Below are 15,517 nucleotides of genomic sequence, written 5' to 3'. Positions count from 1 at the left end.
GAACAACCAGGAACCGACGACCGATGTCCTCACAACGCTCCTCCTCCGCCCTGCCGCCGGTGACGCCGCTGGTCCAGCCCGACGCGGCCTCGGGCTGCGCCAGCGACGGCTGCTGCGGCGCGCCGATCAGCCTGCGCGACAAGCCGCACGCGGCCCACAAGGGACACGAAGGCCACGCGCACGATCACGACCATGACCATGACCACGCAGAAGAAGGCGACGGCCACGACCATGGCCCCCTGCCCGGCTGGCCGCGCATCGCCGCCGCGCTGGTGGTGGCGCTGGCGGCCGAGCTGAGCCACCTGCTGCTGCCCGAGACCACCGCCTGGCGCATCGCCGGCATGGCGCTGGCGGCCGTGGCGATCGCGCTGGCCGGCACCGGCATCTACCGCAGCGGCATGAAGTCGCTGCTGCGCGGCAAGCTGGGCATCGACGCGCTGATGGCGGTCGCCGTGACCGGCGCCTTCCTGATCGGCCAATGGCCCGAGGCCGCGATGGTGATGGCGCTCTATGCCCTGGCCGAGCTCATCGAGCACAAGGCGGCCGACCGCGCGCGCAACGCCATCGGCGGCCTGATGGCGCTGGCCCCCGACGAGGCCGAGGTGCGCGAGGCCGACGGCAGCTGGCGCCGCGTGGCCGCGCGCGAGGTCGCGCTCGACGCGGTGGTGCGCATCCGCCCGGGCGAGCGCGTGCCGCTCGACGGCGTGGTCACGGCCGGCGCCAGCGCCATCGACCAGGCCAGCGTCACCGGCGAGAGCATCCCGGTCGACAAGGCGGTGGGCGACACGGTCTTCGCCGCCACCGTCAACCAGAGCGGCGAACTGCAGGTGCGCGTGACCGCCGTCGCGGGCCAGACCACGCTGGACCGCATCATCGAATCGGTGGAGCAGGCGCAGGCCGCGCGCGCGCCCACGCAGCGCTTCGTCGAACGCTTCGCCGCGGTCTACACCCCCACCGTGTTCGTGCTCGCCATCGCGGTGGCCGTGCTGCCGCCGCTGCTGCTCGACTGGCTGTGGCTCGACGCGATCTACAAGGCCCTGGTGCTGCTGGTCATCGCCTGCCCCTGCGCGCTGGTGATCTCGACGCCGGTCACGGTGGTGAGCGGCCTCACGGCGGCCGCGCGGCGCGGCATCCTGATCAAGGGCGGCACGCACCTCGAGGCCGCGCGCAAGCTGCGCGCCGTGGCGCTGGACAAGACCGGCACGCTGACCGAAGGCAAGCCCAAGCTGGTCGACTGGCAGGCCTGGGGCGCGGCCGACAAGGCGCTGGTGCGCGAGGCCGCGGCCAGCCTGGCCGGGCGCTCCGACCATCCGGTGTCGAAGGCATTGGCCGCGGGACTCGAGGGCGCGCATGCGCCGGTCGAGGACTTCCGCGCGCTGGTCGGCCGCGGCACCGAGGGCCGCATCGGCGACCGCGCGCTGGTGCTGGGCAACCACCGGCTGATCGAGGAGCGCGGCCTGTGCAGCCCCGAACTCGAGGCCGCGCTCGCGGTGCACGAGCAGCAGGGCCGCACCGTCACGCTGCTGGCCGACGCGCGCGCCGTGCTCGGCATCTTCGCGGTGGCCGACACCGTCAAGCCCGGCTCGCGCGAGGCCGTGGCCGCGCTGCTCGCGCTGGGCGTCACGCCCGTGATGCTCACCGGCGACAACGAGACCACCGCGCAGGCCGTGGCCCGCGAGGCCGGCATTGCCGATGCGCGCGGCAGCCTGCTGCCCGAAGACAAGCTGGGCGCGGTGCGCGCGATGCAGCAGCGCTACGGCGCGACCGGCATGACCGGCGACGGCATCAACGACGCGCCCGCGCTGGCCCAGGCCGACATCGGCTTCGCGATGGGCGCCGCCGGCACCGACATCGCGATGGAGACCGCCGACGTGGTGATCATGAACGACGACCTGGGCCGCATCGCCGAGACCATCCGGCTGTCGCGCCGCACGCACGCGGTGCTGTGGCAGAACATCGCGCTGGCGCTGGGCATCAAGGCCGTGTTCTTCGCGCTGGCGGTGTTCGGCAGCGCGACCATGTGGATGGCGGTGTTCGCCGACATGGGGGCGAGCCTGCTGGTGGTGGGGAATGGCTTGAGGTTGCTGCGCGCCCGACTTTAGAATCGGGTGCCATGCGCATCCTCGTGCTCCTGCTCGCCATCGTCCTGCTGCCCCTGCGCGGCTGGATGGGCGACGCCATGATGCTGGCGCCGGCGCAGCCGGTGGCCGCGGCGCAGGCGATGCACGAGATGTCGCACGAGATGAGCGGCGAGGCGCACGCGATGCACATGGCGCATGCCGCCGCCGATGCGGGCCACGCCATGGACCACGGCGATGCCCCCACGGCCCATGCCGGCCACGCCACCTGCGACACCTGCCAGTTCTGCCATTCCGTCGCCGTGACGGCCTGGCCCGAGGTCCCCCTTCCGGCCGAGGCGCCACGCCACGCGCCGGCCGCCGAGCCCGTGCTGTTCGCCAGCGCCGACGCCGGCCAGGGCTTCAAGCCGCCCATTTCCTGATCTCCCTGCCCGCAGTCCGTCCGCCGTGCCCCTTTTGGGGGCGCCAGGCGGCCGCTTCCTCGCTCGTGGAGATCCACCGTGTTCCTTTTTCTTCATCGCCCTTCGAGGGCTGCGCCGCGCGTTCCTGAGCGCGGCGCGACGCCCCTTCCCCTTGTTCCCCGTGCCCTGACGCTGGCCGCCGCGCTCGCATTGGCCGGCTGTGCCAGCCTCGCGCCCGACGGCGGCGAGCGTGACGTGCAGTCGCTGGTCGGTGGCAACGCCATCCTCGGCGACGCCACGCCGCGCGCCGCGCCCGACGCGGCCAGCCGCGAAGCCGTCGACGCGCTGCTCGCGCAGCCGCTCGACGCGCAGGCTGCGGTGCGCATCGCGCTGGCCAACGGCCCACGCATGCAGGAGGCCTTCGCCACCCTGCAGCTCAGCGACGCCGACCGCGTGCAAGCCGCGTCGCTGCCCAACCCCGTGTTCGCCTTCGGCCGGCTGCGCGAGGGCCGCGAGCTCGAGATCGAGCGCGCGATCGGCTTCAACGTGCTGGGCCTGCTCACGCTGCCCTGGCAGGCGCGCTGGGCCGGCCAGCGCCACGAGGTCGCCAAGCTGCAGGCCGCGCAGAGCGTGCTGCAGCTGGCCGCCGACACGCGCCGCGCCTGGGTGCGCGCGGTGGCCGCGCAGCAGGCCGTGGTCTACCTGCGCGACGCGGAGTCGGCCACCGAGGCCGGTGCCGAGCTGGCCGAGCGCATGGCCAGGGTCGGCAACTGGAGCGCGCTGCAGCGCACGCGCGAGCAGTTGCTGCATGCCGATGCCGCGGCCCAGCTGGCGCGCGCCGAGCAGGCCGCGCTGTCCGCGCGCGAGCAGCTCACGCGCCTGCTGGGCTTGAACGCGGCGCAGGCCGGCTACCGGCTGCCCGATCGCCTGCCGCCCCTGCCCGTCTCGATGCCTGCACTGGCCGACGTACAGGCCAGCGCGCTGCGCGACCGGCTCGACGTGCGCGCCGCCCAGGCCCAGACCGCGGCCACCGCCGATTCGCTGGGCCTCACCCATGCGACCCGCTTCGTCGATGCGCTGGAGATCGGCGGCGTGCGCAACACCAAATTCGAGAACGACGCCGACGGCAGCCGCCGCACGCAGCAAGGTTTCGAACTCTCGCTGCCGATCCCGCTGTTCGACTGGGGCCAGGCCCGCAGCGCGCGGGCCGAGGCGCTCTACCGCCAGTCGGCGGCCCGCGTGCGCGCCACCGGCCTGCTGGCCGCCAGCGAGGCGCGCGAAGCCTACGGCGGCTGGCGCAGCGCCTGGGACATCGCGCAACGCTACCAGACCGAGGTGCTGCCGCTGCGCCAGCAGGTCAACGAGCAGATGGTGCTGCGCTACAACGGCATGCTCGCCAGCGTGTGGGAGCTGCTGGCCGAAACCCGCGCCAGCATGCTGGCCGTCAATGCCGCGATGGACGCCCAGCGCGACTTCTGGCTGGCCGACACCGACCTGCAGTTCGCGCTCACCGGCAGCTCGCCGGCCGGCGTGAACGCGCTGCAATCACCGGGCGACAGCGCCGCCCTCCCTTCCACCGCAGGAGCCCACTGATGGACCGCCGCCACTTCTTCACCGGCGCCGCCACCGCCATCGCCGCGGCCGGCGTGAGCCGCGCCGCACTGGCCGCGCTGCCCGAGGCCCACACGCAAGGCTCGACAGCCACCGCCGCACCGCTGCTGCCGCCCGACGGCCGCCCCTACGACCCGGTCGTCACGCTCAACGGCTGGACGCTGCCCTGGCGCATGAACGCCGGCGTCAAGGAATTCCACCTGGTGGCCGAGCCCGTGGTGCGCGAAATGGCGCCGGGCTTCAAGGTCAACATGTGGGGCTACAACGGCCAGTCGCCGGGGCCGACCCTCGAGGTGGTCGAGGGCGACCGCGTGCGCATCTTCGTGACCAACCGCCTGCCCGAGCACACCACCGTGCACTGGCATGGCCAGCGCCTGCCCAACGGCATGGACGGCATCGGCGGCATCACGCAGCCGCACATCCCGCCGGGCAAGACCTTCGTCTACGAGTTCACCGCGCGCCGGCCCGGCACCTTCATGTACCACCCGCATGCCGACGAGATGGTGCAGATGGCGATGGGGATGATGGGCTTCTGGGTCACGCACCCGAAGGCGCGGCATCCGCTGATCGCGCCGGTGCAGCGCGACTTCTGCTTCCTGCTGGGCAGCTTCGACGTCGAGCCCGGCGCGGCCACGCCCAAGGTCAACACCATGACCGACTTCAACATCTGGAGCTTCAACAGCCGCGTGTTCCCGGCCATCGACACGCTCAACGTGCGCCAGGGCGACCGGGTGCGCATCCGCGTGGGCAACCTCACGATGACCAACCACCCGGTGCACATCCACGGCCACGAGTTCGAGGTCACGGGCACCGACGGCGGCCCGGTGCCCAAGAGCGCGCGCTGGCCCGAGGTGTCGGTCGACGTGGCGGTGGGCCAGATGCGGCAGATGGAATTCATCGCCGACGAGGAAGGCGACTGGGCCCTGCACTGCCACAAGAGCCACCACACGATGGGACCGATGGGCCACGAGGTGCCGACCATGATCGGCGTCGACCACAGGGGTGTGGCCGAGAAGATCCGCAAGCTGGTGCCCGACTACATGGTGATGGGCGACAAGGGCATGGCCGACATGGGCGGCATGGAAATGCCCATCCCCGACAACACGGTGCCGATGATGACCGGCAGCGGCCCCTTCGGTTCGGCCGAGATGGGCGGCATGTTCACCCTGCTCAAGGTGCGGCGCGACCAGAAACCCGGCGACTACAGCGACCCCGGCTGGTTCAGGCACCCGGCCGGCACCGTGGCCCGCGAGGTGCCGAACGGCGACGCGCCGCCACCGACGCAGGCCGCCCCGGCGGCAGGCACGCCCGACGCCACCGTGCGCAAGCCCTCGGGTCATGGCGCACACGACCACTGAAGCCCTTCACGACATTCACATCACCATGCACAAGACACTCGCATCCCTCGCCGCCGGCCTCGTGCTGGTGGCGGCCACCGGCGCCACCATGGCGCACGAGAACCACGGTGCCAAGCCCCAGGGCGCGGCCACGCTCGCGCCCGAGCAGAAGCCCTGGGGCATCGCCGGCGAGGCCCGCGCCGTGACCCGCACCATCGACATCGCGATGGCCGACGACATGAGCTTCACGCCCTCGGTGATCGAGGTGCGCGAAGGCGAGACGGTCCGGCTCCGGTTGACGAACCGCGGCCAGGAACTGCACGAGCTCGTGCTCGGCACGAAAGCCGAAATCGAGGCCCATGCCGCCATGATGCGGAAATTCCCGGGCATGGAGCACGACGATCCCTGGATGGTCCACGTGCCCGCGGGCAAGACCGGCGCCATGGTCTGGACCTTCAACCGTGCCGGCGATTTCGACTTCGCCTGCCTGGTCGACGACCACTACGAACTGGGCATGGCCGGCCGCATCCGCGTGCGGGCCGCTGCCGCCGCCAAACCCTGATCTGAACACGAACGAAAGGAAGAACGATGCAACGACGCACATTGCTGAAACGCGCGGGCCCGCTGCTGGCACTGGCCTCCGGCACCCTGCCGCTGGCCGCCCTGGCGGCCGCGCCCATGGTCGAGATCTGGAAGGACCCGAACTGCGGCTGCTGCCAGGACTGGGTGCTGCACCTGAACAAGAACGGCCTGGCCACGCGCGTGCACGACGAAGGCAACAACGCCGCCCGCGCGCGCCTGGGCATCCCGGCCAAGCTGGGCTCCTGCCACACCGGCCTGGTCGGCGGCTACGCCATCGAAGGCCATGTGCCGGCGCGCGAGGTGCTGCGGCTGCTCAAGGAAAAACCCAAGGCCGTCGGCCTCGCGGTGCCCGGCATGCCCATCGGCTCACCCGGCATGGACGGCCCCGCCTATGGCAACCAGCGCGACGCCTACGACGTGCTGCTGGTGCTGGCCGACGGCAGCACGCGCGTCTACCAGAGCTACCGCTGAAACCACCCAAGGAAAAACAGATGAAGAAGCAATGGAACGCGGCGCTGGCCGCGATGCTGGCCGCCGTGACGCTCAACGTCTTCGCGCAGGGCGCCCTGCCTGCGGTCGAGGGCGAGGTGCGCAAGGTCGATCCGCTGGCGCAGAAGATCACGCTTCGGCACCAGGAGATCCCGAACATCGAGATGAGCCCGATGACCATGGTGTTCCGCGTGCGCGACCCCGCGCTGCTGACGCAGGTCAAGGAAGGCGACAAGGTGCGCTTCACCGCCGACAAGGTCGACGGCGCGCTCACCGTGCTGTCGATCGAACCGCTGCGCTGAGCGAGAGCTTTTTCAGCCGAAGCGCTTCGGATCGAAGGGCGCCAGCAAATTCTCGGGCGCGAGGCCCGCGAGCAGCTGCGCCACCCACCGCCCGGTGCGCGCCGAGCCGCCCAGGCCCACGTGGCCATGGCCGAAGGCCAGCACCACGTCCTTGCTGGCCGCCGACGGGCCGATGCAGGGCAGGCCGTCGGGCATGCTGGGACGGCGGCCGAGCCAGTGCTTGACCTTCGCGGCGTCGCCCTCGGGCAAGGCCGGGAACATCGAGCGCAGATGGCGCAGCAGGATGTCGGCGCGGCGCCAGTCGGGCGCGGCAGCGAGCCCGCCGATCTCGACCTGGCCCGCGGCGCGCAGGCCGCCGTCCATCCAGTGCGCGATCAGCTTGCCGTCGGCCACCATCACCGGCGTGCGCGGGCCGACGCTCGCGCCCTCGATCACCACGTGGTAGCCGCGCTCGGTGTCCAGCGGCACCGGCGAGCCCGCGGCCGCGGCCAGCGGGCGGGAATAGGCGCCCGCGCAGACCACGGCCGCATCGCAGGCGATGTCGCCGCCTTCGGTGTGCACCGCGCGCAGGCAGCCGCCTTCGATGCGGAAGCCCGTGGCGCGCGACACCACGCGGCGCGCGCCACGGGCGGTCGCATGCCGCGCCAGCGCGGCCACGTAGGTGCCCGGGTCGCGGCAATGGCCGGCCTCGGGCACGAAGATGCCCAGCGTGTAGCGCGCGTCGAGGTCCGGTTCGCGGCGATGCAGCTCCTCGGCCGGCCATTCCTCCCACTGCACACCGACCCGCGCGCGCACGCGCCAGCCCAGCGCATCGCCCTCGAACTCGGCCCGCGAGCGGTAGGCATGCAGCAGGCCGCGCTGCTCGACCAGCTGCGGCACGCCGGCCTCGGCCGCGAGCTGCGCATGCAGCGCGGGCGCATCCGCGAGCAGGCTGCGCAACGCCTCGGCCGTGCGCTGCACGCGCGCCTCGGTCCAGCCCGAGGCCAGGTAGCGCAGCAGCCAGGGCAGCGCGCGCGGCAGGTAACGCCAGCGCAGCGCGAGCGGCCCCAGCGGGTCGGCCAGCCATCCGGGCACCTTGCGCCACGCGCCCGGCAAGGCCGGCGGCACCACCGAATGCGAGGACAACCAGCCCGCATTGCCATAGCTCGCGCCATGCGGGCTGCCGGGCGCCTCGGGCTCGACCACGGTCACGCGCAAGCCCGCGCGCAGGGCCTCGATGGCGGTGGCACTGCCCACCGCGCCCGCGCCGATCACCACCACGTGGCGCCTTGCGTCGCCCTGCGGAGCGACACCATTTGCTTCAACTGTCATGGGCCTATCGTAGAGGCTCAGTCCCATAATCGGCCGCCATGTCCGCACCCTCCTCCCTCCTCCCTCCCTCCGCCGGTTCGATCACCGACGTCGCCGGCATCGAAGTCGGCCATTTCAGCGACCCGCGCCGGCCCACCGGCTGCACCATCATCCTCACGCGCGAAGGCGCGGTCGGCGGCGTCGACGTGCGCGGTGCCGCGCCCGGCACGCGCGAGACCGATCTGCTCTCGCCCGGCAACCTGGTGCAGCAGGTGCACGGCGTGATGCTGGCCGGTGGCAGCGCCTGGGGCCTGGCCGCCACCGACGGCGCGATGCGCTGGCTCGAGGAACGCGGCGTCGGCATGGACGTGCGCTTCGGCACGCTGCCGATCATCCCCTCGGCCGTGCTGTTCGACCTGCCGGTGGGCGATGCGCGCATCCGTCCCGACGCCGCCGCGGGCTATGCGGCCTGCGAGGCCGCGTCGACGCAGCCGCCGGCCGAAGGCAACGTGGGCGCGGGCAGCGGCGCGCTGGTCGGCAAGCTCTTCGGCGTCGACCGCGCGATGAAGGGCGGCATCGGCTGCGCCTCGGTCACCGTCGGCGGCGTCACCGTGGGCGCACTGATCGCCTGCAACGCGCTGGGCGACGTGATCGACCCCGACACCGCGCAGGTGGTGGCCGGCGCGCGCACGGTCGATGGCCGCGCGCTGCTCGACATCCGGCGCGCGCTGATGCGCGGCGAGGCGCCCCGGCCGCTCCTGGCCGGCACCAACACCACCATCGGCGTGATCGCCACCGACGCGGTGCTGACCAAGGTTCAGGCCAACCGGCTGGCCATGGTCTCGCACGACGGGCTGGCGCGCAGCATCAACCCGGTCCACACCATGAGCGACGGCGACACCCTGTTCGCGCTCGCCACCTGTCGCGTGCCGCTCGAGGGCGATGCGCCCGGCATGACGGTGCTCAGCGCGATGGCCGCCGAGGTGGTGGCGCGCGCCACGCTGCGCGCGGTGCAGGCCGCGCGCTCGCTCGACGTCGGTGGCCAGCACTTCCCCTGCGCGGCCGAACTGGCGGGCATCGCCACACTGGACTGACCGCAGACAAGGCCCGCCATGTCCATGCCCAAGCCGCTCAAGCTCTTCCTGCTCTCGATCCGTGACCTGATCGCCTCGGCCGGGCCGGTGGTGTTCCTGGTCATCGCACTGCTGGTGGCCGCCTACTGGTGGCTGCAGCCGCAGCCACCCCAGCGCGTGACGCTGGCCACCGGCCCCGCCGGCAGCGCCTATGCGGAGTTCGGCAAGCGCTATGCACAGGCCCTGGCCACCAGTGGCATCCAGGTCGAACTGCGGCCCAGCGACGGCTCTTCCGACAACCTGCAGATGCTGCGCAACGGCGATGTGGACGTGGCCTTCGTGCGCGGCGGCAGCGCCGACGTGGTGGCCGACGAGGAGGCCGGCCTGCGCTCGCTGGGCAGCCTGTTCTACGAGCCGCTGTGGGTCTTCTACCGCAGCGACACCGCGCGGCGCATCGACCGCAAGACCGGCACGCTGAGCTCGCTGGCCCAGCTGCAGGGCCTGCGCGTCAACGTCGACAAGCTGGGCAGCGGCGTGCCCGAGATCATGGACAAGATGTTCCGCGCCAACCACCTCGACCCGGCGCAGATGCAGCTCTCGCACCTGGAACAGAAATCGGCCTCCGAAGCGTTGCAGGCCGGCCTGCTCGACGTGATCGTGCTGGCCTCGGCGCCGCAATCGCCGCAGGTGCAGCACCTGCTGCGCACGCCCGGCATCGCGCTGCTGGACTTCGGCCAGAGCGACGCCTACTCGCGCCGCTTCGCCTTCCTGTCGGCCGTGTCGCTGCCGCGCGGCGTGGTGGACCTGGCCAAGGACCTGCCGCCCGCCGACGTGTCGATGCTGGCCGCCACCACCTCGCTGCTGTCGCGCGAGCAGACGCACCCGGCGCTGCAGCAGCTGTTCGCCCAGAGCGCGCAAACGCTGCACGGCGAGGCCGGTTGGTTCAACCACGCGCGCGACTTCCCCAACACCCGCACCAGCGAACTGCCGGTGAGCCCCGAAGGCGACCGCGCGATCAACGGCACGCCGCCCTTCTGGCAGCGCTACCTGCCCTTCTGGGCCAGCAACCTGGTCGAACGCATGTGGCTGGTGCTCGGCGGCCTGGTGGTGCTGATGCTGCCGCTGTCGCGCGTGGTGCCGCCGCTCTACCAGTTCCGCGTGCGCTCGCGCGTGTTCCGCTGGTATGCGCGGCTGCGCGAAGTCGAGACCCGGCTCGAGGGCGGCACCGATGCGCAGGACAAGCTGCTCAAGGAGCTCGACGACCTCGACCGGCGCGTCAACAAGGTGGCGGTGCCGCTGTCGTACGCCGACGAACTCTATGCCCTGCGCCGCAACATCGCGACCGTGCGCCGGCGCGTCGAGGCCATGCGCTCGCCGGCCGCGAAGCCGGTCAGTACTTGATCGTCACGCCGGCCTTGACCGCGGCGCTTTCCTTGCGCCCGTCGGACTGCACGCCCGCGGAGAAGGACACGTCGCCGCCGGTGCTCGCGCCCACCGAGTAAGTGGGCCGCTCGCCCGCGGTGTTCATGCCGCCGTAGGCCGTGCCGCCATCGGGCTTCTGCACGCCGATGGTGGCGCCGTTGGTGACCACGGTGTTCTCGGTCGACACCACGTTGGGCGTGACGTAGACGATGCGCTTGTCGTTGCTGTCGATGGGCACCTTCACCTCGTCGGCGCCGGCGACGCTCCCGAGTGCGCAGGCACCCAGGGCAAGGCAAAGAGAGAAGAAGGATCTGTTCATGACACCATGCTGGCCGCGTTGCAAAAGCCCATGGTGTCAGCTTCGCGGCGACCGCGGCGTAGGACGATGCCCGCCATCCGGCGCCCGCGGACTCAGGCGCTGCGCAGCGCGCGGCGCGAGGCCGCGTCGCCGGCCGCGGCCTCGAGCGGCCCGAGGCGGCGCATCTTGTCGTAGAGCGTCTTGCGCGGCACGCCCAGCCGCTCGGCCGCCGCGGTGGCGCTGCCGCCGCAGGCCTCCAAGGCTTCCTGGATCAGGTAGCGCTCGAAATGCACCATCTGCTCGTCCAGCGAGCGCGGGCCCTGCGCCTCGCTGCTGAAGCCGGGCGCGCCGTCCCACAGCCCGAGCACGAAGCGGTCGGCCATGTTGCACAGCTCTCGCACGTTGCCGGGCCAGGCATGCGTCATCAGGGCCTGCAGATGGCGCGGCGACACGTTCGGCAGCTCGCGCTCGTAGCGCAGCGCGGCCTGCATCGCGAAATGGGTGAACAGCAGCGGGATGTCCTCGCGCCGTTCGCGCAGGGGCGGCAGCGTCAGCACCACCACGCTCAGGCGGTAGTAGAGGTCGGCCCGGAATTTCTGCTCGCCCGCGGCCTCGAGCAGGTCGGCCTTGGTCGCGGCGATCACGCGCGAATCCATGGGCAGCAGCTCGTTCGAGCCCAGGCGCTCGAACTTGCGCTCCTGCAGCATGCGCAGCATCTTGACCTGCAGGCTCATCGGCATGGTCTCGATCTCGTCGAGAAACAGCGTGCCCGCGCGCGCGTGCTCGACCTTGCCGATGCGCCGCTTCGAGGCGCCGGTGAAGGCGCCGGCCTCGTGGCCGAACATCTCGCTCTCGAACAGGGCCTCGGGCATGCCGCCGCAGTTGATGGCGGCGAAGTGCCCGCCACGGCGACGCCCGTAGTCGTGCAGGCAGCGCGCGACCAGCTCCTTGCCGGTACCGGTCTCGCCCAGGATCAGCACGTCGGCATCGGTGCCCGCCAGGTCGAGCACCATGCGGCGCAGGCGCTGCATCGCCGACGAGCGCCCGATCAGCTTGGCCTCGATCGCCTCGTAGCCTTCGAGCTTGCGGCGCAAACGCTCCACTTCCAGGCTCAGCGCCCGCTTCTCGAGCGCGCGCTCCACCACCTCGGTGAGCTGCTCCGGCGAGAAGGGCTTCTCGATGAAGTCGTAGGCGCCCAGGCGCATCGCCTGCACCGCCATCGTGATGTCGCCGTGCCCGGTCACCAGGATCACCGGCAGCGTCGGGTCGACCTCCAGCGCATGGGCCAGCAGGGCCAGCCCGTCGGCGCCAGGCAGCTTGACGTCGGTGACCAGCACGCCGGCGAAGCCGGGCACCACGTGCGGGCGCACCTGCTCGGCCGAGACGAAGCCCGACACGCGCAGCCCGGCGAGCTCCAGCGCCTGCGTGCTGCCCAGGCGCACCGATGGATCGTCTTCGACAAACAGCACTTCGAGTTGTTCAGGCATGAGAAGAAGTTTCCGCGCGCTGTCCGCTGCGCAAGATGACGATGAAGACCGCGCCGCCGAGCTCGCTCCGGCCGGCGCGCAGCAGGCCGCCGAAGTCGCGCACGATGCCGGCCGAGATGGCCAGCCCCAGGCCCAGGCCGACGCCCTGTTCCTTGGTGGTGAAGAAGGGCTCGAACAGGCGAGGCATGACCTCGGGCGCGATGCCCGTGCCGTTGTCGTGCACCTCCAGCCGCGCGCCCTCCGGGCCGCTGCGTGCCACGATGCGCACCCGACGCAAGATCGCCGGGGCGCCGCCGGTCGCGGTCAGGGTCGCGTCGAAGGCGTTGGTCAGCAGGTTGACCACCACCTGCTCGAGCCGGTTGCCCTCGCACAGCGCCAGCAGGCCCGGCTCGATGGCCTGCTCGATCCGGATCTGGTCGTGGCGGATGCGCTGGTTCAGCAGGAACAGCGCGTCGGCGATCACGTCGCCCAGGATCACCGGCTGCAGTTCCACCGCCGAGCGGCGCGCGAACTTCTTGAGCTGCGCCGTGATCTGGCCCATGCGGTCGATGAGCTGGCAGATGGTGCGCAGGTTGAAGTCGACCTGCGCGCCCTGCCCGCGCGCCAGGTACACCATCGCGTTGGCCGACAGCGTGCGCAGCGCGGCCAGCGGCTGGTTGAGCTCGTGCGTGATGCCGGCGGACATCTGGCCCAGCACGGCCATCTTGCCGGTCTGCACCAGGTCGTCGAGCGTGGTCTTCAGGATCTCCTCCGCCCGCTCGCGTTCGGCGATCTCGCTCTGCAGGTGATGGTTGGCCGCGCTCAGCGCCTCGGTGCGCAGCCCCACCATGTGCTCGAGTTCCTCGTAGGCCTGCTGCAGCGCCTCGCGCGCCGCCAGCCGCTGGTGGACGATGCGCCGGCGCTGCTGGAAGAACAGCACCAGCAGGGTGAGGAAGACCAGCGCGAACATGGTCGCGAGCGCGCTGGTGCGGGCCAGCGCGTGGGCGGGCTTCATGTCCGACAGCATGATCAGCTTCCAGTCGGTACCGTCTACCGGCCGGCTGTCGAGCAGGTAGTCGGGGCCGAAGGGCTCGCCGCCGGTCTGGCGCCGGGCTTCGTTCGCGCTCAGCTGCACCACCGTGCTGTCGCCGCCCGAGAGCCGCTTCTTCTCGCGCATCTCGATCGGCGTCAGCTCGCCGGCCTCGGCGTACTGGCGCGTCTTCGCGAGCTCCATCAGCGTCTCGCTGGACAGGGGACGCAGCGCGCGGAATTTCCAGGCCGCGTCGGACGACAGGAAGACCACGCCGTTGCCATCGACCGCCAGCACCTTCTCGGTGGAGTGCGACCAGGCCTCGTCGAGCTTGTCGAGGCTGACCTTGACGGTGGCCACGCCGAGCATGTCGCCCTCGCCCGGAATGCCGAAGGAGAAGTAGTAGCCGGGCTCGCGGCTCACCGTTCCGATGCCGTAGAAGCGCCCGTGCTGCCCGCGCAGCGCATCCTGGAAATAGGGTCGGTAGGAGAAGTTGATGTCGACGAAGCTCCCGCGCTGGTTCCAGTTGCTGGCGGCCAGCGTGAGGCCCTGCGCGTCCATCACGTAGATGGCCGAGGCCAGTGCGTGCGCATTGACGGTCTCGAGGTAGACGTTGGCGTCGAGCTGCAGGTTCCGGTCGGCGGGCTTGCGCAGCAGGTCCAGCACGTCCGGGCTCAGCGACAGCACCTGCGGCAGGTACTCGTAGCGGTTGAGCTCGCTGCGCAGGCTGGCCGAGTAGATGTCGAGCCGGTGCGTCGTGCCCTGCTGCAGCGAATGGATGCCGGCGCGCTCGCCGAGCGTGTGGGCCAGCATGCCCCCCGAGGCGATCAGGCCGAGCCAGGCACCGATGGCGATCCAGCGGCGCACCGCATGCCAGCGCTCGGACGCGCCGGGAGGCTCGGCCTGGAGGCCCGCCAGCACGCCGTCGGGCGCGCCCGCGAAGCCGGGCCGGCGTGGCGCGGAGATGTTCAGCACGGCACGGCCGACGGACAGGAGCAATGACACGGGAGCAGCGTGGAGCGAGGGTCCGCGCGACGGCGGCGACGGGGCTCGATCCTAGTCACCGCGCCGGCGCGCGGCGCCACGGACTTACCCTCGCCATCGCGCGCGGACCCTGGCATGCCCGCCTCAGTCCGCGTACACGCCCGCGGCCTTGATCACCGGCCCGAAGCGCGCGACTTCCGCCTGCACGAACTTCTTGTGCTCCGCCGGCTCCACGCGCTTGTCCGTCACCACCACCGCGCCCAGGCCCTCTTCCTTCTTGATGAAGTCCGGGTCCTTCAGCGCCACCTTCACCGCGTCGTTGAGCTTCTTGAGCACCGCCGGCGGCGTGCCCTTGGGCGCGTACAGCCCGTGCCAGATCGTGACCTGGAAGTTCTTCATGCCCGACTCGTCCAGCGTCGGGATGTCCTTGAGCGCCGGCGTCGTCAGCCGCTTGAGCGTGGTCACCGCGTACGGCTTGACCTTCTTCGCCTCGATCTGGCTCGTGGTGTTGGTGGTCTGGTCGCACAGCAGGTCGATCTGGCCGCCCAGCAGGTCGGCGATCGCCGGCGCCGTGCCCTTGTACGGCACGGTGGTCATTTCAGCCTTCAGCTCGCTCTGGAACAAGAGGCCGCACAGGTGCGAGGCCGAGCCGATGCCCGCGTTGCCCAGGTTCACCTTGCCCGGGTTCTTGCCGATCCACTCGCGCAGTTCCTTGAAGTTGTTGGCTTCGAGCTGCGGCTTGCCGATCACGGTCATGGGCACGTCGTTGATCAGGCCCAGGTACTCGAAGTCGGTCTCGTAGTTGTAGGGCAGCTTGCGGTAGAGCACCGGGGTGGTGGCCATGCCCACGTGGGTCAGCAGCAGCGTGTAGCCGTCGGCCTTGGCGCGCGCGACCTTGGCGTTGCCGATGGTGCTGCCGGCACCGGCAGCGTTGTCGATCACGATGCTCACGCCGTCCAGCGGCTTGCGCATGGCCTCGGCCAGGTCGCGCGCCACGCGGTCGGTCGGGCCGCCGGCTGCGAAGGGCACCACGATCGTGATGACCTTGCCGTCGGGAAAGCTCTGGGCCGAGGCGCTCATGGACAGGACAGCGGCCGCCAGGACGGCCAGGGATTTCTTCGTCGTCGTCGATGATTTCAAGTGCGAACTCCAGG

14 protein-coding genes are annotated in these 15,517 nt (G+C 71.4%); 9 read left to right on the top strand and 5 right to left on the bottom strand.

Annotated features, from left to right (window positions below):
- The first annotated feature begins 23 nt into the window (after window positions 1–23).
- The 7 genes from QTI20_RS03205 (at window position 24) to QTI20_RS03175 (ending at window position 6,800) form a co-directional block, all read left to right on the top strand.
- Window positions 24–2,102, top strand: a complete 2,079-nt coding sequence (locus QTI20_RS03205) for a heavy metal translocating P-type ATPase (protein WP_286550313.1) — start codon at window positions 24–26, stop codon at window positions 2,100–2,102.
- A gap of 11 nt (window positions 2,103–2,113) precedes the next feature.
- Window positions 2,114–2,500: a DUF2946 family protein gene (locus QTI20_RS03200; protein ID WP_286550314.1), complete on the top strand. Its 387-nt coding sequence runs from the start codon at window positions 2,114–2,116 to the stop codon at window positions 2,498–2,500.
- Window positions 2,501–2,689: 189 nt separating this feature from the next.
- Window positions 2,690–4,072 carry a TolC family protein gene (locus QTI20_RS03195; RefSeq protein WP_286574141.1) on the top strand — a complete coding sequence of 461 codons (1,383 nt, stop codon included), beginning with the start codon at window positions 2,690–2,692 and terminating at the stop codon, window positions 4,070–4,072.
- A complete protein-coding gene (locus QTI20_RS03190; protein ID WP_286550318.1) occupies window positions 4,072–5,448 on the top strand; it encodes a multicopper oxidase family protein in 1,377 nt (458 codons plus the stop codon). The genes QTI20_RS03195 and QTI20_RS03190 overlap by 1 nt, the downstream gene beginning before the upstream one ends.
- A gap of 25 nt (window positions 5,449–5,473) precedes the next feature.
- Window positions 5,474–5,989 carry a cupredoxin domain-containing protein gene (locus QTI20_RS03185; protein ID WP_286550320.1) on the top strand — a complete coding sequence of 172 codons (516 nt, stop codon included), beginning with the start codon at window positions 5,474–5,476 and terminating at the stop codon, window positions 5,987–5,989.
- Window positions 5,990–6,015: 26 nt separating this feature from the next.
- Window positions 6,016–6,480: a DUF411 domain-containing protein gene (locus tag QTI20_RS03180; protein WP_286550322.1), complete on the top strand. Its 465-nt coding sequence runs from the start codon at window positions 6,016–6,018 to the stop codon at window positions 6,478–6,480.
- A 20-nt stretch (window positions 6,481–6,500) separates the two neighbouring features.
- Window positions 6,501–6,800 (top strand): copper-binding protein, encoded by a 300-nt coding sequence (locus QTI20_RS03175; RefSeq protein WP_286550324.1) that lies wholly within the window; start codon window positions 6,501–6,503, stop codon window positions 6,798–6,800.
- 12 nt (window positions 6,801–6,812) lie between these two features.
- Here QTI20_RS03175 and QTI20_RS03170 read toward each other — a convergent pair whose 3' ends face one another.
- A complete protein-coding gene (locus QTI20_RS03170) occupies window positions 6,813–8,111 on the bottom strand; it encodes an NAD(P)/FAD-dependent oxidoreductase (protein WP_286550326.1) in 1,299 nt (432 codons plus the stop codon).
- Between the two features lie 38 nt (window positions 8,112–8,149).
- Between QTI20_RS03170 and QTI20_RS03165 the strand changes: the two genes are divergently transcribed.
- Both QTI20_RS03165 and QTI20_RS03160 read left to right on the top strand, forming a co-directional pair.
- Window positions 8,150–9,184: a P1 family peptidase gene (locus QTI20_RS03165; protein ID WP_286550327.1), complete on the top strand. Its 1,035-nt coding sequence runs from the start codon at window positions 8,150–8,152 to the stop codon at window positions 9,182–9,184.
- An 18-nt stretch (window positions 9,185–9,202) separates the two neighbouring features.
- Window positions 9,203–10,564: a TAXI family TRAP transporter solute-binding subunit gene (locus QTI20_RS03160; protein ID WP_286550330.1), complete on the top strand. Its 1,362-nt coding sequence runs from the start codon at window positions 9,203–9,205 to the stop codon at window positions 10,562–10,564.
- Here QTI20_RS03160 and QTI20_RS03155 read toward each other — a convergent pair.
- The 4 genes from QTI20_RS03155 to QTI20_RS03140 form a co-directional block, all read right to left on the bottom strand.
- Window positions 10,554–10,904 carry a hypothetical protein gene (locus QTI20_RS03155; RefSeq protein WP_286550332.1) on the bottom strand — a complete coding sequence of 117 codons (351 nt, stop codon included), beginning with the start codon at window positions 10,902–10,904 and terminating at the stop codon, window positions 10,554–10,556. The two genes, QTI20_RS03160 and QTI20_RS03155, sit on opposite strands and share 11 nt — an antisense overlap.
- 92 nt (window positions 10,905–10,996) lie before the next feature.
- Complete coding sequence (locus tag QTI20_RS03150; protein ID WP_286550333.1) at window positions 10,997–12,370, bottom strand: sigma-54-dependent transcriptional regulator; 1,374 nt, start codon at window positions 12,368–12,370, stop codon at window positions 10,997–10,999.
- Window positions 12,363–14,384 carry a sensor histidine kinase gene (locus QTI20_RS03145; RefSeq protein WP_286550334.1) on the bottom strand — a complete coding sequence of 674 codons (2,022 nt, stop codon included), beginning with the start codon at window positions 14,382–14,384 and terminating at the stop codon, window positions 12,363–12,365. Before QTI20_RS03145 ends, QTI20_RS03150 begins: the two co-directional genes overlap by 8 nt.
- Before the next feature lie 123 nt (window positions 14,385–14,507).
- On the bottom strand, window positions 14,508–15,443 hold the full coding sequence (locus tag QTI20_RS03140; RefSeq protein ID WP_286551003.1) for a tripartite tricarboxylate transporter substrate-binding protein: 936 nt from the start codon (window positions 15,441–15,443) through the stop codon (window positions 14,508–14,510).
- Between the last annotated feature and the right edge of the window lie 74 nt (window positions 15,444–15,517).

It is taken from the genome of Variovorax sp. J2P1-31 (assembly GCF_030317215.1).
Taxonomy (GTDB): Bacteria; Pseudomonadota; Gammaproteobacteria; order Burkholderiales; family Burkholderiaceae_C; genus Variovorax.
Note: the sequence above shows the minus strand (reverse complement) of the source record. Positions and strands in the feature narration are given on the sequence as shown.